The organism is Amycolatopsis vancoresmycina, assembly GCF_000716785.1.
Classification (GTDB): Bacteria; Actinomycetota; Actinomycetes; order Mycobacteriales; family Pseudonocardiaceae; genus Amycolatopsis; species Amycolatopsis vancoresmycina.
This window is the reverse complement of sequence record NZ_JNYY01000038.1, coordinates 1-24,826: the sequence shown is the minus strand read 5'-3', so window position 1 is coordinate 24,826 and position 24,826 is coordinate 1. Positions and strand designations below refer to the sequence as shown.

15 protein-coding genes are annotated in these 24,826 nt (G+C 73.9%); 6 read left to right on the top strand and 9 right to left on the bottom strand.

What is annotated here, in order from left to right; translation table 11 throughout:
* Positions 1-121 precede the first annotated feature (121 nt).
* Together OO60_RS45300 and OO60_RS43590 are read left to right on the top strand one after the other, a co-directional pair.
* Positions 122-3,976: a phage tail protein gene (locus OO60_RS45300; RefSeq protein ID WP_155849072.1), complete on the top strand. Its 3,855-nt coding sequence runs from the start codon at positions 122-124 to the stop codon at positions 3,974-3,976.
* On the top strand, positions 3,973-4,926 hold the full coding sequence (locus OO60_RS43590) for a hypothetical protein (RefSeq protein WP_004562375.1): 954 nt from the start codon (positions 3,973-3,975) through the stop codon (positions 4,924-4,926). The genes OO60_RS45300 and OO60_RS43590 overlap by 4 nt, the downstream gene beginning before the upstream one ends.
* Positions 4,927-4,939: 13 nt before the next feature.
* Here OO60_RS43590 and OO60_RS43585 read toward each other — a convergent pair whose 3' ends face one another.
* The 7 genes from OO60_RS43585 to OO60_RS43555 form a co-directional block, all read right to left on the bottom strand.
* Positions 4,940-5,188, bottom strand: coding sequence for a helix-turn-helix domain-containing protein (locus OO60_RS43585; RefSeq protein ID WP_240490941.1), 249 nt, complete (start codon positions 5,186-5,188; stop codon positions 4,940-4,942).
* A 115-nt stretch (positions 5,189-5,303) separates the two neighbouring features.
* A complete protein-coding gene (locus OO60_RS43580; protein WP_155849071.1) occupies positions 5,304-6,476 on the bottom strand; it encodes a hypothetical protein in 1,173 nt (390 codons plus the stop codon).
* Positions 6,455-7,465, bottom strand: coding sequence for a hypothetical protein (locus OO60_RS43575; RefSeq protein WP_155849070.1), 1,011 nt, complete (start codon positions 7,463-7,465; stop codon positions 6,455-6,457). The genes OO60_RS43580 and OO60_RS43575 overlap by 22 nt, the downstream gene beginning before the upstream one ends.
* Before the next feature lie 5 nt (positions 7,466-7,470).
* Positions 7,471-8,787: a hypothetical protein gene (locus OO60_RS43570; RefSeq protein ID WP_004562371.1), complete on the bottom strand. Its 1,317-nt coding sequence runs from the start codon at positions 8,785-8,787 to the stop codon at positions 7,471-7,473.
* 25 nt (positions 8,788-8,812) lie between these two features.
* On the bottom strand, positions 8,813-9,355 hold the full coding sequence (locus OO60_RS43565) for a hypothetical protein (RefSeq protein ID WP_004562370.1): 543 nt from the start codon (positions 9,353-9,355) through the stop codon (positions 8,813-8,815).
* Between the two features lie 18 nt (positions 9,356-9,373).
* Positions 9,374-10,636: a hypothetical protein gene (locus tag OO60_RS43560; RefSeq protein ID WP_004562369.1), complete on the bottom strand. Its 1,263-nt coding sequence runs from the start codon at positions 10,634-10,636 to the stop codon at positions 9,374-9,376.
* A complete protein-coding gene (locus OO60_RS43555; RefSeq protein ID WP_004562368.1) occupies positions 10,629-12,860 on the bottom strand; it encodes a hypothetical protein in 2,232 nt (743 codons plus the stop codon). The genes OO60_RS43560 and OO60_RS43555 overlap by 8 nt, the downstream gene beginning before the upstream one ends.
* Before the next feature lie 349 nt (positions 12,861-13,209).
* Here OO60_RS43555 and OO60_RS43550 point away from each other — a divergent pair, with 349 nt between their 5' ends.
* Together OO60_RS43550 and OO60_RS43545 are read left to right on the top strand one after the other, a co-directional pair.
* Complete coding sequence (locus OO60_RS43550; protein ID WP_051768015.1) at positions 13,210-16,410, top strand: chemotaxis protein CheB; 3,201 nt, start codon at positions 13,210-13,212, stop codon at positions 16,408-16,410.
* An 8-nt stretch (positions 16,411-16,418) separates the two neighbouring features.
* Positions 16,419-16,733 (top strand): hypothetical protein, encoded by a 315-nt coding sequence (locus OO60_RS43545; protein ID WP_033263592.1) that lies wholly within the window; start codon positions 16,419-16,421, stop codon positions 16,731-16,733.
* Between the two features lie 22 nt (positions 16,734-16,755).
* On the opposite strand, the gene OO60_RS48315 is transcribed toward OO60_RS43545, so the two are convergent.
* Positions 16,756-20,340, bottom strand: coding sequence for a CHAT domain-containing protein (locus OO60_RS48315; protein WP_051768013.1), 3,585 nt, complete (start codon positions 20,338-20,340; stop codon positions 16,756-16,758).
* 154 nt (positions 20,341-20,494) lie between these two features.
* Between OO60_RS48315 and OO60_RS43535 the strand changes: the two genes are divergently transcribed.
* Complete coding sequence (locus tag OO60_RS43535) at positions 20,495-21,688, top strand: cytochrome P450 (RefSeq protein ID WP_004558588.1); 1,194 nt, start codon at positions 20,495-20,497, stop codon at positions 21,686-21,688.
* Between the two features lie 7 nt (positions 21,689-21,695).
* Here OO60_RS43535 and OO60_RS43530 read toward each other — a convergent pair whose 3' ends face one another.
* Positions 21,696-24,302 carry a LuxR C-terminal-related transcriptional regulator gene (locus tag OO60_RS43530; protein WP_244885673.1) on the bottom strand — a complete coding sequence of 869 codons (2,607 nt, stop codon included), beginning with the start codon at positions 24,300-24,302 and terminating at the stop codon, positions 21,696-21,698.
* A 14-nt stretch (positions 24,303-24,316) separates the two neighbouring features.
* Here OO60_RS43530 and OO60_RS43525 point away from each other — a divergent pair.
* On the top strand, positions 24,317-24,826 hold a 510-nt coding region (locus OO60_RS43525; RefSeq protein ID WP_033263590.1), incomplete at its 3' end, for a VOC family protein.

Below are 24,826 nucleotides of genomic sequence, written 5' to 3'. Positions count from 1 at the left end.
CCCCGCCGCCTCGCCCGCGGCGGCACAAGCCCGCCCGCAACCACCCGGGACGACGAACCGGCGCCCCGCGGACCTGACCCCCGCCCGCACGCAGCCGGGCAACACCGCCGTGACCGCCGCGATGAGAGGCGAACCCAGGCTGTCCGCATGGACCGCGCAGCTGCTGCTGGCCGGTCAGAACCTGGTCGGCAACCAGGCCACCGCGAACCGGGCCACGGCCCTCGCCCCGGCCGCGCCCGCCCCGGACAAGAACGAGCTGGGCAAGGACGGCACCGCGGGCGAACGTCCCGACAAGGGCGTCAAGGAGACCGGCCCTCGCTCTCCGGGCTCGGACCCCAAATTCCAGGCGCTGAAGAAGGACGTCTCCGCCAAGAAGAAGATGATCGGTGCGAGCCATCCCCCGCCCGCCGCGGAGGCCGGGGCGGCGCAGGACGCGGCCGAAGCGCCGGCGGACGACCGGGAAGCCCGCGGCAAGGCCGCGCACGCCGAAGACATGGCTGCCGCCCAGCCCAAGGAGTTCGACAAGCAGGCGTTCATCCAGGCGGTCAGGAAGGCCATCGCCGACAAAGCCCCGAAGAACCTCGACGAGGCGGACAAGTTCGGCGAGTCGGGCAGGGCCGAAGAGGTCAAGAACGAGGTCCAGGGCAAGGTCGGCGAAGGCAAGGACGCCTCGGCGCAGGAGATCGCCGAGACGACCGCCGCTCCCCCGGAGCCCGCGCCCGACGCCAAGCAGGTCGTGCCCCTCGCGGCGGACCGGGTCCCGGGCAAGCCGGGTGCGCCGGACCCGGCCCAGGCCGCCCCGGACCGGCTGCCGCCGTCCGCCACGGACCTGTCGGCCGGTCCCGCCCAGGTCGACCGGCAGCTGGCCGACGCGCAGGTCACCGAACAGCAGCTGTCGTTCAAGAACTCGCGGGAACCGCGGTTCGACAAGGCGGTCACCGAGAAAAAAGCGCTGGAAGCCCACTCGGAGGCCGCCCCGAAGAAGCTGCGCGCCGACGAGGCCGGCGAACTCGGCCGGGTCGAGAACACCGCTGCCGTCCGGGGTTCCGCCGCGATGGCCGGCATCCACGCGGCCCGGGTGGCCACCGGCCGGACCGTCGGCACCGGCAAACAGGGCGCCAAGAAGACCGACGAGGACAGACGCAAGGAGGTCACCGACCTCCTGCAGCAGGTCTTCGACCGGACCAAGTGCGACGTGGAAAAGATCCTGACCGACCTGGACAAGAAGGTCGACGACCAGTTCACCACGCAGGAGAAGCAGGCCCGGGACCGCTTCACCCGCGAGCACGAAGAGGGCATGCAGCGGTACAAGGACGAACGCTACGGCGGCGCGTTCGGCTGGGCCCGCTGGACCCGGGACCTGTTCGCGGGCCTGCCGGAGGAAGCCAACCGCATCTACGAACGCGCGAAGGACACCTACCTGGCGGCGATGGACCGGATCATCACCGAGATCGCCGGCACGGTCGAAGCCGAACTGAAACGCGCCAAGGACCGCATCGCCGCCGGGCGCACCGAACTGAAGGCGGCGGTCGACCAGCTCCCGGCCGACCTGAAAGCGATCGGCCGCGAGGCCGCGACGGAGTTCGAAGGCAGATTCGACGAACTCAAGGACACCGTCAACGACAAGGGCACCGAGCTGGTCGACACCCTGGCCACCAAATACACCGACGCGGTCAAGGCCGTCGACGAGGAAATCGCCGCCGAGAAGGAAAAGAACCAGGGCCTGGTGGCCAAGGCGGCCGCCGCGATCGGCGGCGCCGTCGAGGCGATCCTCGAACTGGGCCGCATGCTGCTGGGCGTCCTCCGCAAGGCGGTGTCCGCGATCGGCGCGATCCTGAAGGACCCGATCGGCTTCCTGGGCAACCTGGTCACCGGCGTCGGCGGCGGCCTCAAGCTGTTCATGAAGAACGCCGGCCGCCACCTGGAGGGCGGTGTGCTGGCGTGGCTGCTGGGCACCGGCGGTTCGCTGGGCCTGCAGCTGCCCACGACGTTCGACATCCTGGGCATCCTGTCCCTGATCGCGACGGTCTTGGGCCTGTCGTGGCCGAACATCCGCGCGCGCCTGGCCCGCAGAGTCCCCGAGCAGGCCCTGGTCGCCGCGGAGACCGCAGTCCCGATCGTGGCCGAGGTCAAACGCCGGGGCGTGGCGGCCATGTGGGACGACCTGAAGACCCGCGTCGGCGACCTGAAGAAGGACCTGATCGGCAACCTGGTCTCCTACCTCCTCCCGACGATCATCATCGCGGGCATCACCTGGATCGTGTCGCTGTTCAACCCGGCCTCGGCGTTCATCCGCGCCTGCAAGATGATCATCGACATCATCCGGTTCGTCGTCACCAACGCCCGCCAGATCATCGACTTCGTCAACGCCGTCCTGGACGCGGTGCTGGCCATCGCCCGAGGCGGCACCGGCGGCGTTCCCGCACTGGTGGAACGCGCGCTGGCCCGCGCGATCCCGGTCCTGATCGGCGCACTGGCGGCCCTGCTCGGCATCGGCGGTATCGCCGCCAAGGTCAAGGAGGTCTTCCAGAAGCTCGCCCGCCCGGTCAACCGGGCCGTCGACTGGGTCGTCGACAAGATCGCCGCGCTGGTCAAGAAGCTCTGGGCCAAGCTGAAGGCGGCACTGGACCGGAAGAGGAAACGCAAGCACGGCAAGCCGCACAAGTCGCTGCCGAAGCGGCTCAGGGACCGGGTGCGGGGTGGCGACGACACTCCCGCCGGGCAACGCAAACGGCTCGCCGCCGCGCTGGCGGCCGGGGTGGCGGCGGTCAACCGGTTCCGCGGGCGTCCCGTGGCCGGGCGGATCCTCCAGCCGCTGCTCACCGTCATCCGGCTGCGCTACGGCCTCGACACGCTCCGGCCCGTCGTCCAGGGCGAGCACTGGGCGGTGTACGGCCGGATCAACCCCGAGGGGACCCGCGATTCGGCCGCGAAGGCGGAAGGCGACCGGACGACGGACGCCAACCCGGATTTCACCGAAGACGCGAAAGCGTTCGAGCGGAAGCTGGCGGCGAAAGCCGCGACGCACCGCGCCGCCAACTCGGCCATGGCCGGCATGGCCCGCCGGGCCAAGGCGTACATCAAGGCGAAGGCGGGCGGCAAGTGGGACCGCGCGGACGCGAAGCTCGCCGAAGTGCTCACCAAGATCGGCCAGGAGGACCCGCACAAGTCCGGCTACGTCGGCAAAGCCGTGCAGGACGTGATGGCGGTGTTCGACTCGGGGACGCTCACCGAACGGTTCGTCCACCTCACCGAGTTCTTCACCAACGTACTGGGGATGGACATCCTGGATCCCCGGAAGCAGGCCGAGGTCGACGAGTTCATCGCGCAGGCCGGCCTGAACCTCGCGTTCCTGGACGCCCGGCGGGAGGACATGCGCGAAGCCGGGATCACCCCGGAGACCGTCCAGCGCCGGCAGCTGCCCCGGGCGATGGCGCCGCTTCGCCCGGGGTCCGCCGTCGGACAGCAACATGATTCGCGGGATCCGCGCCCCGAAGGGGAGAGCCGGGAGCTCGGCCTGACGCTCGCCGAGACCGGGTTCAGGTTCAGCGCCCGCCAGGTGCGGATGCAGCGGCGGCTCGACCCGGACTGGACCAGGGACCAGGTGCTGCGCTGGGTCGCGGGGTCGAAGGTGTGGATGATGAAGGAGAGCAACCAGTGGGTCCAGGCCCAGCGGCAGCTCGGCCTGCCGCTGGGGGCCGGTCCGTCCGGCACGACCGTGTCGATGATGAGCGCGGCCGTCGTGCTCGGCGGCGAACCGTACGCCACCCGGCTCGCCTGCATCGCGTTCCTGGTCGGGGCCCAGCACCACACCCTGGTCGAGGTCATGGCCGCGGCGAAGGAGTACAGCTGTGACTACACGCCGGGCCGGCGCATGTACCGCGACGTCAGGCCGCTCGCCGAGGCTACGCTGCGGGCGTGCGGCAAGAACGGCAAGTTCCCGGACGAGGCCCCCGGCACCCCGGCCCGGCCATGACCACGTTCTGCCGTCGCTGCCCGGAACTCGTGGGCCCCCGCAACTGGCTGCCGCCCGAGCCGTTCGAGTTCGGCTGGGCCCCCGCCGTGGGCTGCAACAACCTGCGCTGCGAGCACTGCGGCGAACCGGTGCGCACGCAGGTGCCGGAGGCTGCCGGGTACCGGCGTTACGCCTGCGCCTGCCGCCGTCAGGACGTGTACGAGACCTACCAGGTCGGTGGTGAGCCCGACGACCTCTACCCGGCCCTCACCGGCTGGGCCTGTGCCGGGCACCCCGACTTCCGGCTGCCCGCCACGCTCGACGGAGTGCGGCTCGACGAGACCACCGACTGGGCCACGCTGGTGGCCGACGCACTCCTCCGGCCGCCCTTCGAGCCGCCCGGCGTCGACCTGGACGCGGTCTGGCTCACCCGGCTGTACCGGCTGCTCGGAGCGGAACGAGCTTTGCTCGGCGTGGCCGTCGCGGCCCTGCTCGGCTCCGACGACGCCTGGCACGTGCGCGGCGCGTACGACTTCTTCTACAACGAGCCGGCCGCGGCCGGCGCGGACGAGGTGGCGCGGTCCGTGGCGGCCCGCCGGGACTGGCTGCGCACCGTCCCGGACCCCGGCCGGCCCTCGTCCTCGTTGCTCGACTACGCGGCGGTGCTGCTGCACGAGCGCGTCCTGGTCGTGGACGAGGCCGGCGAACCGGTGGACCGGCAGGCCCTGGCGGTGGCCGGGGAGCTCGCCCTCGCCGGGATCGGTCCCGGCCACACGCCCCGGGTGTTCGGCGAACACGACCCGGACTGGCTCGTGACCCACGCGGCCGACCTCGCCCGGGCGAACGAGCGCTGGGTGACCTCGCTCGTCCGCACCGCGACCCGGATGCCACCGGAGGCGAAGGCACGCATCCTCCACGACGTGGCGGAGGTCGCCCCCGACCGGGTGCGTGCGGCGGTCCGGTACCTCTGACGAGGCCGTCACCTCAGACGCTGCAGGCCACCATCGGCGCCCCGGCCGGTACCGTGACCGGCTCGACGCGGGCTTTCCATTCGACGAACACCACCGCCGCGCCGACCCTGGACGCGACGCCGAGCTTCCGGATGATCCGGCTCACGTGCGCACGCACCGTGCGCTCGCTGATCGCCAGCCGGTTCGCGATCTCGCGATCGGTCTTGTCCTCCGCGACGATCGCCAGCACTTCGAGCTCCCGCTCGCTCAGCACATCAGGCACTCCCGTTCCCACGCTTCCCCCTCGACCCGAGGCTCCGCCGTGCATCCGCACCGCCGGACGCCTCCAGCGTCCCAGGTTCCGTCGACAACCCGTCGACAGCCGGTCGACGGGACCGTCAGCCGGGCGGCCAGCGGCGGGCGGCGAGATCGGCCAGCGGCGTGTTGACCAGTTGACGGCGCCGTTGCGGGGTAAGCCCTTCGTACACCGGGAGCATGTCGGTCTCGATCCACCGCCACCGGTCCTCGAACACCGTGATGTCGCCGCCGGGCACCACCTCGCGGAACGGTTTCCCGCCGGGCAGCGGCGACAACGCTTCGCGGGACATCTGGTCCGGGATCATGTCGAAGTCCTTCATGTCCCGGATCCGGCCGTAGAACGGTGCCACGACGGTCTTCTGTTCCCGCAGCAGCAGTGCGTGGTTCCCCTGCCGGACCCGCGCCGGGTCCCCGGAGGCGATGTCCGGCCAGGCGCCGGCCGGCACGCCGGCGGCGGCCACCAGGTCCGGCAGAACGCCCTGGACGAACGCCTCGTGCTGCCAAGCCAGGTCCTCGAAGATCGCCCGCTGCGTGCGCAGCAGCACCAGCTGCAGCCCGAGCGCGTAGTTCACCACGAGACCGGCACCGAGATCCTGGCCGATGTTCCACTTGGCGGCGTCGAACTGCTGCTGCGCCAGGGTCAGCCCGTGGTACACGGCACCGCCGGCGAGTTTGGCCATCCCGGCCCACAGCAGGTTCTCGTTTTTGTTGAACAGTTTCGTGTAGTAGGCGTAGACCCGTTCGACGATCGGCCGCTGGCGCTCGAACCCGTCGTCCGGCTTCCAGCCGGCCGGCTCGATCCCGGCCGCGGCCAGCGCCAGCCGCCGCCATTCGGCCACCGGCCGCGGCGGTGGTGGCGGTGGCGGTGGTGGCGGCGGTGCGACGACGGGCGGCGCCGGCAACTCCGGGCGCACGGTCCTCGCGCGGATGTCCGTCCACTCCCGCCGCAGCGCGCGCTCGCCGGACCGGATCGCCCGGCCGTGCAGCTGCGGGTGGCGGGCGTGGAAGACGACGTCGGTCAGCCAGTTCTCGTCCCGTTTCCCGCCGGAGACGAGCAATTTGACGGCCAGGGCCTCATTGCCCGCCTTCAGCGCCGCGCGAACCTGGATCGGCAGCCGTGCCACGGTTTCGGCCCAGTCCTCCAGTTCCCGCTCCACCGAGAACGGACGCTCCACATCGGACACTCCGCGGACGTCCGCCGCGAACGGGCTGAGCAGTCCGCCCGGGCCGGCTAGGAAAGATCGGTCAGCCACAGCCAGCCCGTCCTTCCCGCATCCGGGCCGCCGGTCACGGTGACCTTCGCCCAGAACCACGACCGGGACGGCACGGACGACCTCGGGCGGACGTCGATCCGCTGCACCGGCGTGCCCTTCGGCAGGGCGGCGATCGTCCGGCGCTTGACCGGGTCGTCCCACAGCTGCGCGCTCTTCGCCTTCACCTTGCGGTTCTCGGCGATCGGCACCGGCTCCGGCCGGGCGCCCTCGGAGGTCAGGCTGTCGTTCCACAGCTTGGCCGCGGCCAGGAAGGTCGGCGACGGCACGCCCGCGGACACGATCTCGAACTTCAGCAGCTCCGGATCCCGGCGCGCCAGGGGTTCCGGCCAGCGCCAGCCCCACCGCACGGAGCCGTAGTAGGTGCCCTTCTGGGCCCCCGCGGTCGCGACGACCGCCGTCTCGAACTGCTGGCTCCACTCCCCCGTGTGCGCCTCGGCCGCCGACGTGCCGATGTCGCCGGAACTCAGGGTCGGCGTGTCGTGCATCGACGCGTCGGTCGCCTGCCACTTGCCGGCCGCGTTCCGGCGGCGGTACCCGGGCGTCGCCGGCGCGAACCACGGCGACGGGACCCGCGGGAGCTGGTCGATGTGCGCGCCGTCGCCGGGTACCATCCGGCTTTCGGCGGTGCGCGTCTCCTTGTCGTTCGCGGTGTACTTGTTGTACGGCTCGTCGTTCTGCACCGTGCGCGCCAGCTGGACGAACTCGATCCGATCGGCGTCGGCGTGCGGCCCGGGGCGGAACGAAACGGTGATGTCCGCCCCGTGGCCGATGAGCCGGTGGCCGCCGGGCGGGGTCACCTCCAGGAGGGCGTACTGCTCCGCGGTGAACGCACCGCCCCACGTCCGCACCCCGGCCGGAGCCGGGGCCCGCCGGGGCGGGGTTTCCCGCTCCGGCGGCGGCAGCTCGGCCACGGGCGCGTGCGTCCACTCCCATTCCCACCGGGGTTCGGGAAGCGTCCAGCCACGCACCTCCCTCACTCCTTCCGGCCGTTGACCGAAGGCGCCAGGGCCGCCCCGTTCGGCGACGGCGCCACCCCGGCGGACGGCGCCGCCGCGGGCACGGGCACCCGCAGCGGCTGGGTGCCGGTGACGACCGGACGCGGGTAGGCGGGCGATTCCTTGACGCGTTCGCCGGTGGCCGACTGCCAGTTGTTGATCACCGACCGGGCGTCGCCGACGAGGTTGTTCCGGCCGGTGAACAGGGTCGCCGCGGTGTCTTCGGTGTCGAACAGCCCGAGCTCGATGCCGCGCAGCAGCGTCGACATCGGCTCGGCCAGGTCGAACAGCTCCCGCGAGCGCAGGGCCGGGGTGATCCCCACCTTCTGCCCGAGCGCGCCGAGCCGGTCGGCCGGGTTGCTCGCCTGCGCCTGCAGGTCCTTGATCACCGACGTGTCGGTGTCGACGGTCAGGTGGAACCAGTTCAGCATCGTGACGTAGGCGAACTCCTCACGGGCGAGGGCGCCGCCGCGGCGGCGGTTGCCGAGCAGGTCCTTGATCGCCGTGGCCAGCAGGGCGATGTAGGCCGGGTCGGTCGGGTTGGGGCCGCTGTTGTTCGCCGTGTTCTCCAGGCCGATCCACACCTGGCGCAGGAATTCGCTCCACTTCTGCCGGAAGTCGAGGTTGACCGGGCCGGTCAGCGCCTTCCAGTCGGCCAGCGGGCTCGAACTCGACCACAGCGGCGGCACCGGGTGCGCGAGGTCGAGGCCGAACATGCGCCAGTACGCGTTGCGCCGGTTGGTCCGGTCGAACGGGCGGACCTCGCTCAGCACGCTGGCCACCGAGAACGTCGGGATGTCCCGGAAGAACAGCTGCTCGGTCGCGCGCAGCCAGGCGATGCTGTCGGGCTGGAGCACGCCCAGCGTCTCGCCGACCAGCAGCCGCCGCACGACCTCGGCGAAGATCTCGACGATGCCCGTGCTCTCGAGGACGTAGGCGTAGGCCAGGTGGTGCCAGAGCAGCGGCGGGCAGAACAGCCGGTTCGGCCGGCCGTTCCACTCGAACCGGAACGGCACGTCCTTGTTGACCCCGGACGGGGCCAGGAACGCGTTGATCCCGTCGGTCGAGGTGAACGGGTCGTCGCCCGGCTGGGTCGGCAGGTCGAGCGCGTCGAGCACCGTGTCGTCGAAGAACGTGGCGAAGAACTTGAGGTCCGCCGCCCCGGTCGGGTCCGGGATCTGCGGGGTCCGGCGGGCGCCGTCCCACACCTCGTCGAGGAAGTACGCGATCTGCCAGGGGTGCACGCGGAACACCTTCTCCGGTGCACCGAGGACCTTGGCCAGTGGAAAGAACATGGCGCTGTCTCCGTTGTCTAGGGGGTCATTCGCCCGGTACCGGGTCTTTGCACGGGCCGATCGCGACCGGTTCGCCGCCCTTGGCGGTGAACGTGACGATCGAGTCGATCCGCTGGTCGTACCTGATGGCGTCGTCGCCTTCGTCGATGATCACGGGCCTGCCGTCCACCAGCCCTTCCAGGAACTGCGAACGGTTGTTGGCCGCGCGGATCCTCGCCGCCGTCGCCCGGCCGAGACCGGTGAAGGTGAGGGTGCGGGTGTCGCGGGCGACGACCACGGTGGTCAGTTCGAACACGCTCGGCGCCCGCCTGCCCAGCACGAAGCCGAGGAAGTTGTAGGCGAACCGCACCCGGTCCTGCTGCCGCAGCACGGGATCGTCGTCCGGGGTGTCCGTCACCTGGTCACCGGTCGTCCCGTTCGCCCGCTGGGCCAGTTCGCCGATCGACCGGGTGAGGGAGACCAGCTGGGCCAGCATGGTGTCGCGGTCGCCGGCCGGCTGGACCTCCGCGGTGGCCGGCTTCGCGCGGCCGGCGACGGCGCGGGTCTCGGTGGTCTTCGGGTTCGTCATGGTCTTTCCTCGTTCCGGTCAGGCTGCACGGTGGGGGGCGAGCGGTGCGGCGTCCGCACCGACGGAGGTGACCCAGGCCAGCAGCGCTGCCTGGTGGTCGGCCGCGGCTTCGGGAGCGAGCACCGCGCGCGTGGACAGGTGGGCGAGGATCCGCAACGGCTCGCGCCGCCTCAGGTAGGCCGAGGACAGCAGCGAGGGGCCGGCCTGCCGGGCCAGTGCCGCCAGCGCCGGCGGCGACACCCGGCGCGGGTCGAGCAGCGCCGAGAGCGGTTCGCCGCCGAAGGCCGCCATCGGCAGGCGGGTGCACACGTCGGCCAGGTCCCCCAGCACCGGCAGGCTCGCCCTGGCCAGCGCACCCGCGTCCCCGCCGGCGCGGTCGACCGGGTGCCGGTGCAGCCACGCCGCCGCGAGGTCGTCCCACGGACCGGCCCCGAACCAGCGGCGGCACAGTTCGACGTTGAACATCACCCGCAGGAACGGGAACGGGTGCGGATCGCCGAACCGGATCCGGTACACCGACGACGTCGGACCGTCGACGACGTTGGCCAGCGCGGCGACCGGGGCCCAGCCCGCCTGGACGAAGGCGTGGACGTCGCCGGCGATTTCGCCGGCCCAGTCCCGCCACGCCTGCGCCAGCTCGGCGGACCGCGGCGCGAGCCGGGCCGCGAGCGCGTCGGCGAGTTCGGTGTTCCAGCCGGTCAGGTGGGCGACCTGGTGGCCGGTCTCGTGCAGCAGCGCGGTCGGGTAGGCCAGGTTGTGCCGGGTCAGCTTGATCGCCGCGGCGGGCGAGGGGTGGCTGTGGTCCCACAGCCGGATGCCGGCCCGCAGGATCGACGCCCCCAGCCCGTGGTCCAGGTACACCAGGGCGGGCGGTGGCTCGATGCCGACCCGGGTCAGGACCGCGGCCATGCTGTCGCCGGCGAGCGCGTCGTACCCGCGCAGCACCGCCCGCAGCGCCGGGTTGGTCCGGCTGTTCACCGCGTGGCCGTAGAAGTCGAGGATCGTTTCCACCTGGAGGTACCGGGTGCGCAGCTTCAGCACCGCCGGCCGCACCGCGCCGGGGTCGCCGCCCTGGCCGAGCAGGCGGCGCGCCGCCCGGCCCTCGGCCACCAGCACGGCGACCAGCTCGGACAGCCGGTCGCGGACCTGGCGCTGCAGGTAGTCCTCCAGCGCCTGCCACGCCTCGGGCGCGGCCACCGTGTCGAGGTCGGCGAGCGCCTCGGCCGCGAGCTGCCAGTGGGCCAGCTCCGCCGCCGTCTGCCGGTCCACCGCCTCAGTCACGGTGGCGCCCCGGCCTGATCGTGACGGCCGGGTCGCTGGCGGGGGTGCCCGCGGCGAGCGCCGCCCGGTCGGCGAACCCGAACGTGAACGTCAGGGTGGCGCCCGGTGCCGGGTCCTGGGCGGCCTTGGCCAGGGTGGCCGCGGCGGCGGGCAGCTGGTCCGACACCGTGCGCAGCACGCCGTCGACGAGCCGCTGGGCGAGCCGGGCCGCGGCCCCCGCCTCCACGGTGATGCCGTGCTTGGTCAGCAGCCGGGTCAGCCGGTGTTCGATCGCCTTCAGCGCGGCCGGCCCGAGCAGGCGGCGGACCATCGCGACCACCTGGACGAAGTGCCGCCGCTGCAGGTGCGCGGCGAGCTCGTGGGTGTCCCGTTCGCCGAGCACGAGGTTCACCCGGAGCACCGGCTGCGGCGCCGTGAGGTCGAACAGCACGCCGAGGAAGTGCCTGCGGCGCACCGGGCGCCCGCGGTGGCGGAAGCGGAAGTACCGGCTGCCCGGACGGCGGTGCCTGCCCGGCAGGCCGTGGTGCCCGACGTGGGCCAGCCGCGGGTTGCCGGCCAGCACGGTCGCCGCGGACTCGGTGAGTTCCTCGAACTCCTCGGCCGCGGCGACCGGCCCGTCGGGCGATTCGAACGCGGAGACGTGCCCGAGCCCACCGCCGGGGAGGAGCTCGTACAGCTCCACCTCGCCGTCGACCGGCCAGGCCTCGGTTCCGTCCTCGAGCAGCCGACGTTCCAGCGAGTCGCCACCGGAGAGGATCACCGCGCGGGCCATCGGCCGGGTGATCCGCACCGGGATGATCCGGCTGTACTTCTTGTAGCGGAAGCACGGCCGGGTGGCGCGCGGCATCATCAGCCACACCCCGTGCTCGCCGTCGGCGCCCGGCTCGGCCAGTTCGGGGCGGAGCACGGCCGCGGGGAGGTGGCGGGTGGCCGCTTCGGCGAACGCGTCCTGGATCTCGGTTTCCAGCAGCAGCTCGTTGTCCAGCGACTCCGGCGGCAGCGTCAGCACCTTCCGCACGGTGTCCTCGGCCGCCGCGGCGAGCCCTTCGCCGCCCAGCGTCGCGTCGCCACCGCCGGTCTCCAGGCCGAGCAGGCCCAGCCCGGCGCTCGCGATGTGCCGGGACAGCAGGTTCGCCGCGTCCCGGCCGACCATGCCGGCGATCAGCTGCGAGAGCGGGCCGGCGATCCCGTCGACGATCCGGTCGCGGCCGATCAGCCGGATGCCCGTGCGGATCAGCGGCATCGCGGCCATCACGACGGGGATGAACTCCTCGAGCTGCGCGACGGGCGGGACGCCGGGATCGGCCTCGGTCAGCTCGCGGGCCAGCCGGGCGCGGGCCGAGTCCAGGTCGTGCGCGGCCGAAGGCCCGTACGTGTCCTCGCCGCCCGGTTGCAGCTCGGCCAGCAGGTGCGCGGCGGTGGTCTCGTCGGGTGCGGTCACCAGCTCGGCGAGGCTGCGGTCGAACGTGTCCGCGAGCTCCTCCTCGTGGCTGCCGGTCTCGCCGCGGAGCTTGGCGGCGAGCTGGGTGGCCAACGGGCGCAACGATTCGGGCAGTTTGCCGATCGCGGTGTCGAGGACCCGGCTCAGCAACGGCTTGACGAGCTGCCGCAGCTGCCCGAACAACGGTCCGAGGGCGAGGTTCCCGACGACGGAAAGGCCCTTCTTCGCGAGCTTGACCGCGCCCTTCGCGAGTTTCTTCGCCTTGTCCAGCAGTTTGCCGAAGAACAGTTGCTGCACGTCCGCCGGATCGGTGAACCCGTCGATCCCGGTGGCCGCCTCGAGCTCGCCCTCCTGCAGCGAGTCGGCGGGCCGGTCGCCGAAGTACGCCTCCAGCGCGCCCAGCATCCGGTCGGCCTCACCGGCCAGGTGCTCCAGCCACTGGGTGGTGTCGGCGGTGGCGAGCGTGGGCGCCTCCGAGTCGTTCGACCAGGTGCCGACGGACTTGAGGTGCCGGGCGGCGGCCTCGTCGGCCAGCGCTTCCAGCGCCTCGGTGAACTCGGGGTCTTCGAGCTCGGCGAGCAGGGCGTCGGTCGCCTCGGCGGCCCGGTCGCGGTCACCGGCGGCCACCGCGGCTTCCGCGAACGGGGAGTGCAGCACCTGGCCGGCCGGCGGCGCGATCGCGGGCTCGGCCGCGTTCGCCAGGCTCACCGGCGCGAACGGCGACGTCGCGCCCCGTTCGGTGGTCACTTCTTCGCCGTACGGGTCGAGTACGGGCACGCTCATCGGGAACCTCCACAGCTGACCGCCCCAGCCCCGGGCCGGCGCGACGAGTTCGCCATCGCGGGTGCAGGCGAGTCGGCCCGAACCTCCGCGTGCGTCCTGTCTGGACGGACGATGTGCGTTCAGCGTGGCATTCCGGCTCCGGTGGTCACCAGTGGCTTTTCCGCCACCTGCACCGACCCCGGCCGCAGTGTCCTAAGTAGACTCCGGGGCGGCAGCCGCGCGCGGCCCCCGTCCGGGGCCGGTGGTGCTCCCGGCGCGGCACCGGCGGCGCCCGGCCGGGTCGTCACCCACGGTGAACAACCCGGCCAGTCGGTCGCGGTGCCCTTGTGCGGACGAGCAGACTGGGGCGATGGTGTCACCACCTCGCGAAGCACCGAGCGCGCCGGGGCGGGCCGGTCCGGGCCCGGCTTCACCGGTCGTCGCGCTCGTCGCGTCCGCGGGCGGGCTCGGGGCGATCACCTCCGTGCTGAGCACCCTGCCCGCCGGCTTCGGGTTCGCCGTGGTCGTCGCCCAGCACCTGGGCGGGCACGGCGGGAAGCTGGTCGACATCCTGCGCCGCCGCCTGCCGCTGCCCGTCGAGTGGGCCGCCGAGCACAGGCCGCTGCGGCCGGGCACAGTGACCGTCTGCCCCGCGCGGACCGTGGTCGAGCTGCTGCCGGACCAGACGCTGTCGCTGGCCCCGGTCACCGGGCGGGGTTCCGGTGGCGTGCTCGACGCGCTGCTGTGCTCGCTCGCCGATTCCGCCGGCGAGCGGGCGGTGGCCGTGGTGCTGTCCGGGATGGGCCAGGACGGCGTGGCCGGCGCCCGTGCCGTCAAGGGGGCCGGCGGGACCGTCATCACGCAGAGCGAGCGGTCCGCCGAACACGCGTCGATGCCCCGGTCGGTCACCGAAGCCGGCGTGGCGAACCTGGTGCTGGACCTGCCCGAAATCGGGCCGGTGCTGTGGGAGGTCGCGCAGGGCGGCGCGCTGCCGCACGCTGCCGGTGACCGTCCCGGCGCCGAGGTCGTCTTCGCCGGGACGGGCGAGGTCGCCACCCTGGCGCGGCAGGTCGACTGGAGCCGGACGCCGCTGGGTCCGGTCCGGCAGTGGCCCGCCCAGCTGGTCACCCTGGTGCGGACGGTGCTCGACAGCCCGGTGGGGATGTGCCTGCTGTGGGGCCCGGACCTGCTGCAGTTCTACAACGACGCCTACCGGCCGGTGCTGGGGACCGGGCACCCCGCCGGCCTCGGCCGGCCCGACCGGGAGTGCCGTCCGGAGACGTGGCACCGCAACGAACCCCGCTACCGGCGGGCGCTGGCCGGGGAAGCCGTCTCGCTCAAGGACTCGCTGCACCCGGTCACCCGGCACGGCGGCACCGAGCACGCCTGGTTCGACCTGACCTTCAGCCCGCTGCGCGGCGACGGCCCGGCACCGGCGGGCGTGCTGGTCACGGCCGTCGAGACGACCCACGAGGTGCTGGCCCGCCGCCGGCTGGACCTGCTGAGCACCCTGGCGGGGCACACGCGGAAGTCGGCGACCGGGCGGGCGGCGCTCGAGGCGTTCGTCGGTGCGCTCGGCGACGACGCCCCGGACATCCCGTTCGCCGCCGGCTACCTCGCCGACCAGTCCCGGCAGCGGGCGGAACTCGTGGCCGCCGTGGGCACCCCGGCCGGCGGGCCGCTCGCGCCGCACACCGCGGCGCTGTCCTGGCGGCGGCCGAAGTGGCCGCTGGCCGAGCTGGTGGCGACCGGCGAACCCGTCCTCGTGCCGGACCTGGCGCAGCTCTTCCGCGGGGTGACCGTCGGCGCGGACAACGAAGAACCCGGCGCCGCGATGCTCTTCCCGCTCGGCGAAACGCCCGCCCGCGCGCCCGCCGGAGTGCTGATCCTCGGCGTGAGCCCGCGGCTGCCGCTGGACGACGCCTACCGGCACTTCCTCGGCCTGGTCGCGATCCAGGCCACCGCCGCGCTCACCGACGCGGTGCACCGCCGTCGCCAGAGCGACCGGATCGACCAGCTCGCCGAGCTCGACCGGACCAAGACCCAGTTCCTCTCCACCGTCAGCCACGAACTGCGCACCCCGTTGACCCTGCTGCTCGCGCCGCTCGACGACCTCGCCGCCCCGCCGGCCGGCCTGCCCGCGCAGTTGCGGGACCAGGTCGACCTCGCCGCCCGCAACGCCCGCCGGCTGCTGGGGCTGGTCGAGACCCTGCTCGACTTCTCGCAGATCGAGGCGGGCCGCCTGCGGGCGCGGTCCGAGCCCACCGACCTCGCCCGGCTCACCGAAGACGTCGCCAGCACCTTCCGCGGCGCGACCGAGCGGGCGGGCGTCACGCTGCGGGTCGACTGCCCGCCCCTGAGCGAGCCGGTCCCGATCGACCCGCAGATGTGGGAGAAGATCGTCGCGAACCTGCTGTCGAACGCCGTGAAGTTCACCTTCACCGGGACGATCACCGTCAGCCTGCGTGAGCTGCCCCAGCACGTCCAGCTCACGGTGCGCGACACCGGCGTCGGCATCCCGGAAGACGAGGTGCCCAAGGTGTTCACCCGCTTCCACCGCGCGCCCGCCACCCGCGCGCGCACCCACGACGGCGCCGGCATCGGCCTCGCGCTGGTCCACGAGCTCACGCGGCTGCTGCACGGCCGGGTCAAGGTGCGCAGCACCGTCGGCGAAGGCACCGAATTCACCGTGTGGATCGCGCGCACGCAGCCGCGCGGCACCGCCGGCGACGAACCCGGCCGGGTCCACCGCCGGACCGCCGCCACCCTCGCCGAGGCCGCCGAGCACTGGGACACCGGCACCGAGGACGCCCCGGGGCCCGCGCAACCGGCCCGCGAACGGCTGCTGGTGGTCGACGACAACCGCGACATGCGGGACTACCTCACGCGGCTGCTGGCACCGAACTGGCACGTCCGCGCCGTCGGCGACGCGCGGCGAACGCTCGAATCGGCCCGCCGGGACCCGCCCGACCTGATCGTCGCCGACGTCATGATGCCGGGAACGGACGGGCTCGAACTGGCCCACCGCCTGCGTGCCGACCCCGCGCTGCGGAGCGTGCCGCTGATCATGCTCAGCGCCCGCGCCGGCGAGGAAGCCACCGTCGAAGGCCTCGCCGCGGGCGCCGACGACTACCTGGTCAAGCCGTTCGCCCCCAGCGAGCTCATCGCCCGCATCGCCGCCCAGCTCGAACGCCGCCGCGTCCGGGAAGTCGCCGACCGCCGGTTCCGCGCCCTCGTCGCCGCCACCTTCGACGTGGTCTACCGGATGAACCCCGACTGGAGCGAGCTGCGCCGGCTCGACGGCCGCGGGTTCATCGCCGACACCACCGCACCGAGCCACTCCTGGCTCGACAGCTACATCGCCCCGGACGACCAGCCCGGCCTGCTCGCCGCGATCACCGAAGCCGTCCGCACCAAGGGCGTCTTCGACGCCACCCACCGCGTCCGCCGGACCGACGACACCCTCGCCTGGACCCACTCCCGCGCCATCCCGCTCTGCGACGACAACGGCGAAATCGTCGAGTGGGTCGGCACCGCCACCGAAATCCCCGGTCCCGTCACCCGACGCTGAGGAGCACCATGCGCGCGGAATTCGAGGAGCGCATCGCCTACATCGCCCGGGCGACGGCCAAAGCGGACACCCTGGTCGATCGAGCGGACCGGCTCGCGGCGACCGCGGAACGCGCGCACGCCAGCGCGGAAGCCGCCCACCTGCGCGCCGAACTGCTCCAGTCCCAGACACGGGCCCGCCTGAACGGCAGGCGCGCCGCCGAACACGCCGACCGCGGGGACCAGCCCGACTCGGCTCAGCAGCATCGCGACACCAGGAGCCGGCGGCCCGCCACCCCGGACTGCCGGCCGGCCCCGCACCCGGCGAACCCGGCTCGGCGGTGAGCCGAACGCCGGGCGCGGTCCGTCACGGGCCGCTGTGGACGAGGGCGGCCCACAGGTCGGGGCGATCGGGGTACCGGGAGCGCAGGTCGCGGGCGGTGGCGCGGACCGCGTGCGCGGTGCCGTCGGCGGTGGGTGTGTCGCCCAGGGTCCGGTAGAAGAACCGGGCCGCTTCGGCGGCCACCGCGTCCGTGAGCGGCCAGAGGCTCGCGACCACGTGGCGGAACCCGGCCAGCTGGAAGGCCGACGCCAGGTTGGGTTCGTCGGCGTACCGGCCCCGGGCCGCGGTGGAGCAGGCGGACAGGTAGGCCAGGTCCGCGGTCTCCAGGGGCAGCCGGCTGATCGCTTCGACCGGCAGTTCGCTGCCGTGCAGGTGCAACACGGCCCGGGCCGAGATGTCCGGGTCCACGCCGGCGTGGCAGGCGAAGTGCGCCCACGTGCAGTCGGCGAGGGCGGCCTGCACGTTCGCCGCGGTCGCACCGGTGCCGGTGAGCAGCGGGTGGCCGGGGTGCCGGGCGTGCAGCGCGGCGGCTTCCTCGGCGGTGCCCGGGAGCCGCGGCAGGCCGGGCTCGTCCGCCAGGGCGACCGTGAGCTGCCTGCGGACGGCGGGGCGAGCGCGCCGCCGGGCGTGCTGCAGGGCCCGCAGCGTCGGGATGTAGGAGGACACCACCAGGTCCAGTGCCCCCGGCCGGCCGGGAGCACCGGCGGCGTGCAGGGGGAACCGGCCCAGCGGCCCGGTCGGCAGCCACCAGACCCGCGGTTCCCGGTGGCCGCCCGGCAAGGCCGCGACGACCGGCTCGACGGCGGACTCCCAAAGCCACGCCAGGAGGTCCGGCAGCACCCGCCGTGCCCGCAGGGCCCGCACGAGCGAGGGGGCCGACGTGGCGTCGGCAATGGCCTCGGCGTGGGTTCGGACGTCCTCGAACGTCAAGCGGGGCAACGGAACCGGCACCGGGTCGGCGTCGCCGGTCACGATGACGGCGTCACTGCGGTGGGCGTCGGCGTTGACCAGGACCACGGCGCCGCCCGCCGCCGCCCGCCGCAGCTCCGGCAGGCTCGGCGGGCGGAGGAAACCGGCGAAGCCGGGCAGCCGCCGGACCTGCTCGACGATGCGGTCGTGCTCGGCCCACAGCCGGGTGCGGCCGCTCCGGCCGACGGTGTCGTGCACGGCGCCGGCGTGGTCGAAGACCATGGGCGCGTTCAGCCGGTCCCGCACGTCGCGGAGCCGTCCGGCCAGCGCGGGTTCGGCCGTGGCGAGGTGGGCCAGGTCGGCCCGGGTGTCCAGTTCGGACCCGAGGATGAGGGCGCGGCCGCGTTCCGCCGCCTCGACGGCACCCGCCGGGTCGGCGTTCGCGAGGTGCGCGGCGATGGCGGTGCTGGCCAGGTCCACGGTTCCCCGGAGGTGGGTTTCCTGGTCGGCCCAGCCGGTCTCGCGCCACGTCGCCGACCGGAGCAGGCCGACCGCGTGGTCGAGCACGGGCACGGCGGTGCCGGGCCGGTTCATGGCCATGGCGAGCGAACCGACGGCGTGGCACGCCACGACCTCCGGCATGGGGTTGCCGCGCCCGCGCGCCACGCACACCTCCGCCAGCGTCTCCAGGTAGCCGGGGCTCACCTCGTCCGTTGCGACGTCGAACAGGTCCCGGTAGGCCGTGCAGTAGCCGGCCAGGGCCATCGACCTGAGCCCGTCGTCCGGTGCCGGCCAGGCCAGTGCCTCGGCGTAGCCCTCGATGGCCAGGCGCAGGTCGGCCGGATCGCCGGCCAGGTGGAACCGGGCGTGGCAGGCGGCGCCGAGCTTGCTCGCCGGGAGCGGGTCGTCCGTGACCGCCACCGCCTGCCGGTAGCAGCCGATGGCGCGGTCGAGGTCCGCGGGATCCCGGGAGTCGCCGTAGCGCTGGTTGTGGGTGTCGCCGGCCGCGGCCAGCCACAGAGCGCGCCTCGGGTCGCCGGCCGGGGCACCGGCGAGCACCTGCTCGCTCAGCTCGGCGCCCCGCCGGAGGAACTCCGCCGTCCGGTCCGGTGCCACCTTCGCCGTGGCCCGGTAGGCGTCGGCCAGCTGGTGCATGAGCCACTGCCGCTCGGCGGCGTCGCGGCTGGTCGTCCGCAGCGCCTGCTCGTACCAGGAAACGGCGGTGCCGAGATCGGCCGCCGAACGGGACACGGTGAACCGCTGCATGTACACGAAGGCCACCATGCCCATTTCACGGGCGCCGTCCGGCGAGCCCGCGAGCTCGACGAGGGCGACCGCCCGGTCGATGTCCGGTTTCCCGCCGAACCGGGAGTACCGGTAGGCGCGGACGTCGCCCAGCCCGATCAGCGTCCGGCCGGTGGCGGGATCGTCGGCGTCCGGCACCCCGCCGGCCGGCTCGTCCTGCCCGGCGCGGGTGCCGAGCGCGTACTCGCCGAGGTCGATCACGGCGTCCACGACCGCCTCGTCCGCGTCGGCGTCGGTGGTCACGAGCGGAGCGAACCGGTCGAGCCAAAGCCGCTTGAGGAAGCCGCCGGAGCCCGGCCAGGGAATCGACGCGGCGAGATACCTGTCCCCCGGCACGTGGGCGGCCACCGCGACCAGCGCCCCGGCCGGGGCGAGGTCCGGTTCCCCGGGCGCGGCACCGGCCACCGCCACCGCCCGGCGGAGATCGTCGAGGTCGCCGGTGCGGTCGAAGCGCGTGAGGTGGTCGGCGGCGGTGCCGGCGGCCGGGTCCACGGCCGGGACGCGAGCGAGACCGGCGCGCACGTCGTACGCGAAGGCGAGTTCGGCTTCCAGCCGGGCGCGCAGGGGATGCAGCTCGTAGGTGGCGGCCAGGTCCGCCAGCATCCGGAGGAAGGGGTCGCCCGGCCGGCGCCGCTTCCCGGTGCGGCTGCGGAGCGGTCGTTCGCGCCGGGTCAGCGCGAGTTCGCCGATCCCGATGGCATCCGCCAGGTCCGCGAGGCCGCCGTGGCGCAGCCGGGCCACCCGGGCGACGCCGGCGGCGGCGAGGAACCACGGCCGGGCGGGGTGCTTCGGGGACAGCCCGGTCAGGAACCGGTCCGCCACCTCGATCGCCCGGCCGGCGGCGGCCAGGTCACCGGTCGTCCGGTGGATCGCCAGGCTGGCGGCGACCACGCACGCCACCCGCAGCGGGAACTCCCGGTGCGGTGGCGGCGTCCCGGCGGCCACTGCGTCGAACAGGTGCACGGCCACCCGCAGGACGGCCGGGTCACCGCCGGCCTCGGCGTGTTTGAACAGTGCGACCGCAGCGCCGAACTGGACGGTCACGTCCGCCTCGGGTCCAGGGAGCAGTACCCGCAGCGGACCGGCGGGAACCTCGGCCGGCCGGTCGTCGTCCGGCCAGTGGAACGCCAGCAGGTGAGCGAAATCGGTGAGGTCACCCGGTGCCTGGCCGAACCGCAGGAGGAACAGCGTGCCGAGGAGGGCCCGCGCCCGGTCCATCCGTGCCCGTTCTTCGGGCGCGGGGTGGTCCGGATCGAGCGCCGCGGCGGCGTCGATCAGGCCGTCGACGTCGGCCATGACCCGTCCGGCGAACAGGATCCGCGGGTCGCCGGTGGCCCGGAAGCCCTCGACGCACGCGCCGATCGCGGCCGCCGCCTCGTCGAATCGCGTCGTCACGTCACTACCCCCTGGACCCGCACCGCACCAGGGTACCGAGATCCCACCACCGTCCAAAAAGGACGCCGGTGACCCACCTGGAGTCAGCGGGGCTCCGGCGAGCTTGCGCCGATCAGCGGTTTTCTTCGCCGGGTTCGCCCGATACACCCGGAGGGTGAGCGGCAGGACGCACCCCGGACCCGTCCCCTACCCGTTCGGCTCCGCGGCCGGGCTGGCGATCGATCCCGCCTACGCCAAGGCACGCGACACACCCGGGATGATCCGGATCCGGCTGCCCTACGGTGAGCCCGCGTGGCTGGCCGTCCGCTACGACGACGTCCGGTTCGTGCTGGGCGACCGCCGGTTCAGCCGCGCCATGGCCGTCGAGGCCGACGTGCCGCGGATGGGGCCGGTGAAGCTGGACGCCGGGATGATCGTGCTGGATCCGCCCGATCACACTCGGCTGCGCAAGCTGGTCGCCAAGGCGTTCACCGTGCACCGGGTGGCGCAGCTGCGGCCGCGGATCCGCGAGCTGGCCGAAGAGCTCGTGGCCGCGATGGTGGCCCGGGGCAGGCCCGTCGACCTGGTGGAGCACTTCGCGTTGTCGCTGCCGGTGGCGGTGATCTGCGAGCTGCTCGGGGTGCCGGTGGCCGACCGGCCGCGGTTCCGGGCGTGGAGCGACGCGTTCCTGTCCACCAACCAGGCCACCGCCGAGCAGTTCGCCGAGAACCGGGACGGGTTCCGCGAGTACCTGAGCGGGCTCGTCGCCGCCCGCCGCGCGGTACCCGCCGACGACCTGATGACGGCGTTGGTCGAGGCCCGCGACGAGCACGACCGGCTCTCCGAGCTCGAACTGGTCGACATGTGCCTCGGGCTGCTGGTGGCCGGGCACGAAACCACCGCGTCGCACATCCCCAACTTCGTCGTCGTGCTGCAGGCGCACCCCGAGCGGCTGGCCGAGCTGCGCGCCGACCTCGGCCTGGTGCCCGCCGCCGTCGAGGAACTGCTGCGGTTCACCCCGCTGGGCTACGGGCCCGGCTTTCCCCGCTACGCGACCGAAGACATCGAAGTGGGCGGGGTGCTGGTGCGCGCGGGAGAACCCGTCGTGGTCGACTTCGCCGCGGCCGACCGGGATCCCCGGCAGTTCCCCGATCCCGACGAGCTGCGGTTCGACCGGGGAGAGAACCAGCACGTCGGCTTCGGGCACGGCGTGCACCACTGCCTCGGTGCGCCGCTGGCCAGGGTCGAGCTGCAGGAGGGGCTGCGGGCGCTGCTCGGCAAGCTCCCCGGCCTGCACATCGCCGGTGACATCGTGTGGAAGGAGGAAATGCCGGTGCGCGGCGCCCGGCGGCTGCCGATCGCGTGGTGACCCGGCCCTAGGCTTCGCGCAGCTGACGCCGGGAGCTGATGCCGAGCTTGCCGAAGACGTTGCGCAGGTGCCATTCCACCGTGCGCGGGCTGAGGAACAGCCGCGCGCCGACTTCCGGGTTGGACAGGCCTTCGCGGACGAGCCGCACGATCTGGGCCTCCTGGGCGGTCAGCTCCTCGGTGGTCCCGGCGGTGCGTTTGCGTGCCGTCTCGCCGGTGGCCTGCAGCTCGCGGCGCGCCCGGTCGGCGAAAGCCTCCAGCCCCATCGCGGACGTCATGGCGTGGGCGGTGCGCAGGTGCTCGCGGGCGTCGGCACGGCGTCCCTCGCGCCGGAGCCATTCCCCGAACAGCAGGTGGCCGCGGGCCAGCTCGACCCGCAACGGCGTCCCGGCGAGCAGTGCGATCGATGCGGCGTAACACTTTTCCGGGGTTTCGCCCGCCAACGCCCGCAGCCGGGCCTCGAGCGCCCGGAGCCACACCGTCGGGGTGGCCCGGGCCCGTTCCGACATCCGGTCCAGGGCGGCGGCGACGAGGTCACCGTCCCCGGTGCGCGACGCGGCCTCCGCCAGTTCGGCCGTCGCCAGGGCCTGGTGGCCGACGGCGTCGTGCTCGAACACCCGGTGCGCCGCGTCGCGGGCGGCGTCGTGGTGGCCGAGGCCGTTGCCGAGCACGGCGTTCGCGTAGCCGGCGAACCGCACGACCCGGCCCTGGCCCCGCTCGGCCGCCTCCGCCGCCGCGGCCGCGATCTCCGCGGTGTCCCGGCCGCGCAGGGCGGCGAGCAGGATCGCGCTGTAGCCGACCGGACGGCCGCCGGTGACCTCGGCGAGCAGGCGGTCCTCGTCGACGAGCGCCTGTGCCGCGGGCAGCTCGCCGGCCACCAGGTCGTGGTTGGCCAGGAAGTTCAGGGCGAACTGCAGCTGGACGAGCGCGCCGGTCTCGCGCGCGAGCCGGACCTGGCGCTCGGCGAGCGCGCGGCCGGCCGGGTAGTCCAGCACCTCGGTCGCCAGTGTCCCGCCGGCCCGGTTGCCCAGCAGCCACAGCACGCGTCCGGGGTGCTCGTCGCCGGTGTCCAGGGCCCGGACGGCGGCGACCGCCTCGGTCATCAGCGGGGCCGCGGCCGCGTAGCCGTCGGTGAGCCGGGTGGCGAGCGCGTCCAGCACGAGGTCGACGGCGGTCGGGTGCCCCTGGGCCGCGGGTGCCGTCCGAGCCTGCTTCGCGGCTTCGACCGCGGATCCCGCCCAGACCGCGGCGCCGAGCGCCTCCAGGTAGGTCTCGCGGGCCTGGTCGCCGTCGAGCCGCCCGGCCGCGTCCAGGAGCAGCTTCGCCGCGGCACCACCGCGCCGCTGGTCGAACGCGATCTGCCCGCGCAGCCGTTCGACCTGGGCGTCGCGCTCCGGGTCCGGCGGCCCGGCTTCGGCCGCGCTGAGCAGGCTCAGTGCCGCTTCCAGCGCGCCGGCGCCGCGTTTGGCCCGGGCCGCGGCGAGTTCGCGCCGCGCTCGCCGGGCCGGATCGGGCGTGAGCGTGGCCGCCTGCTCCAGCAACGCCGCGGCGGCGACGAGACCCCCGCGAGCCTGGGCGCGGCCGGCGGAGTCCGCCAGCTCGGCCGCCACGGCTTCGTCGGGGGTGACGGTGGCCTGCGCGCGGTGCCAGGCGCGCCGGTCCGGGTCGACGGCGGCGTCGGTCACCTCGGCCAGGACCCGGTGCACCTCCCGCCGGTCCCGGGCCTCGGCGGACCGGTAGACGGCCGACCGCACGAGCGGGTGCCGGAACCGGATCCGCGGCCCGAACTCGATCAGCCCGGTCGCCTCGGCGGCCGCGGCCGGGTCGGCGCCCAGGCCGAGCGCGCCGGCCGCGCGCCAGAGCAGGGTGGCGTCCCCCAGCGGCTCCGCCGCCGCGACCAGCAACAGCTTGCGGGTGTGGGACGGCAAGGGGGCGAGCTGCTGCCGGAAGCAGCGCTCGAGGCGGTCGGCCAGCGCGTCGCCGTCCGGGCGGACGAGCCCGTCGGTCCGCTCGGCGGCGGTCCAGAACCGGGGCAGCTCGACCAGGGCCAGGGGGTTGCCGTGGGTTTCGGCGACGATCCGGTCGCGCACGCGGGCGTCCAGCGGTCCCTTGAGCGCCGAGTCCAGCAGGGCGTTGGCGGCCGCTTCGCCGAGGCCGCGCAGGGTCAGCTCCGGCAGCCCGGCCAGGCCGGATCCGTCGTCGGGTTCGCGCACGGCGACGACCAGGGCGATCGGCTCGGCCAGCAGCCGCCGCGCGACGAACGCGAGGGTCTGCACGGAGACCCGGTCGAGCCATTGCGCGTCGTCGACCAGGCACAGCAGGGGCCGTTCCTCGGCGATTCCGCCGAGCAGGGTGAGCACCGCCAGCCCGACCAGGAACCGGTCCGGCGGGTCGCCCGCGGCCAGGCCGAACGCCGTGCCGAGCGCGGCCCGCTGCGGCGCGGGCAGGGGCCCGAGCCGGTCGAGGAACGGGGCGCACAGCTGCTGCAGCCCGGCGTAGGGCAGCTCGCGTTCCGCCTCGACGCCGGCCGTCCGCGCGATCCGGCAGCCGTCCGCCCGCCCGGCGAGGTGCTCCAGGAGGGCGGTCTTGCCGATCCCGGCTTCGCCGCGCAGCACCAGGACCCGGCTGTATGGACATGAAGCTCGAAGTCGTCGTCCTGCCCGTCACCGACGTCGACCGCACCAAGCACTTCTACAAGACCCTCGGCTGGCGCGAAGACGCCGACCTCGCCTTCGGCACCTCCCGCGTCGTGCAGCTGACCCCGCCCGGATCGGCCACCTCGATCCACTTCGGCACCGGCATCACCGACGCCACCCCGGGGTCGGTGCGGGGCACCTACCTGGTCGTCGACGACATCGACGCCGCCCGCAAGGAACTCACCGGACACGGCGTGGAGGTCAGCGAAATCTTCCACCGCGACCAGACCGGCGCGTTCGCCCCGGGTGTGCACCCCGACCACGGCACCTACGGGTCGTTCGCATCCTTCAGCGACCCCGACGGCAACACCTGGCTGCTGCAGGAGATCACCACTCGTTTCCCCGGCCGCGTGACCGGCGCCACCTACGGCTCGACGCAGCAGCTGGAGCAAGCCCTGCGCGACGCCGCGGCCGCCCACGGCGAACACGAAAAGGAAACCGGG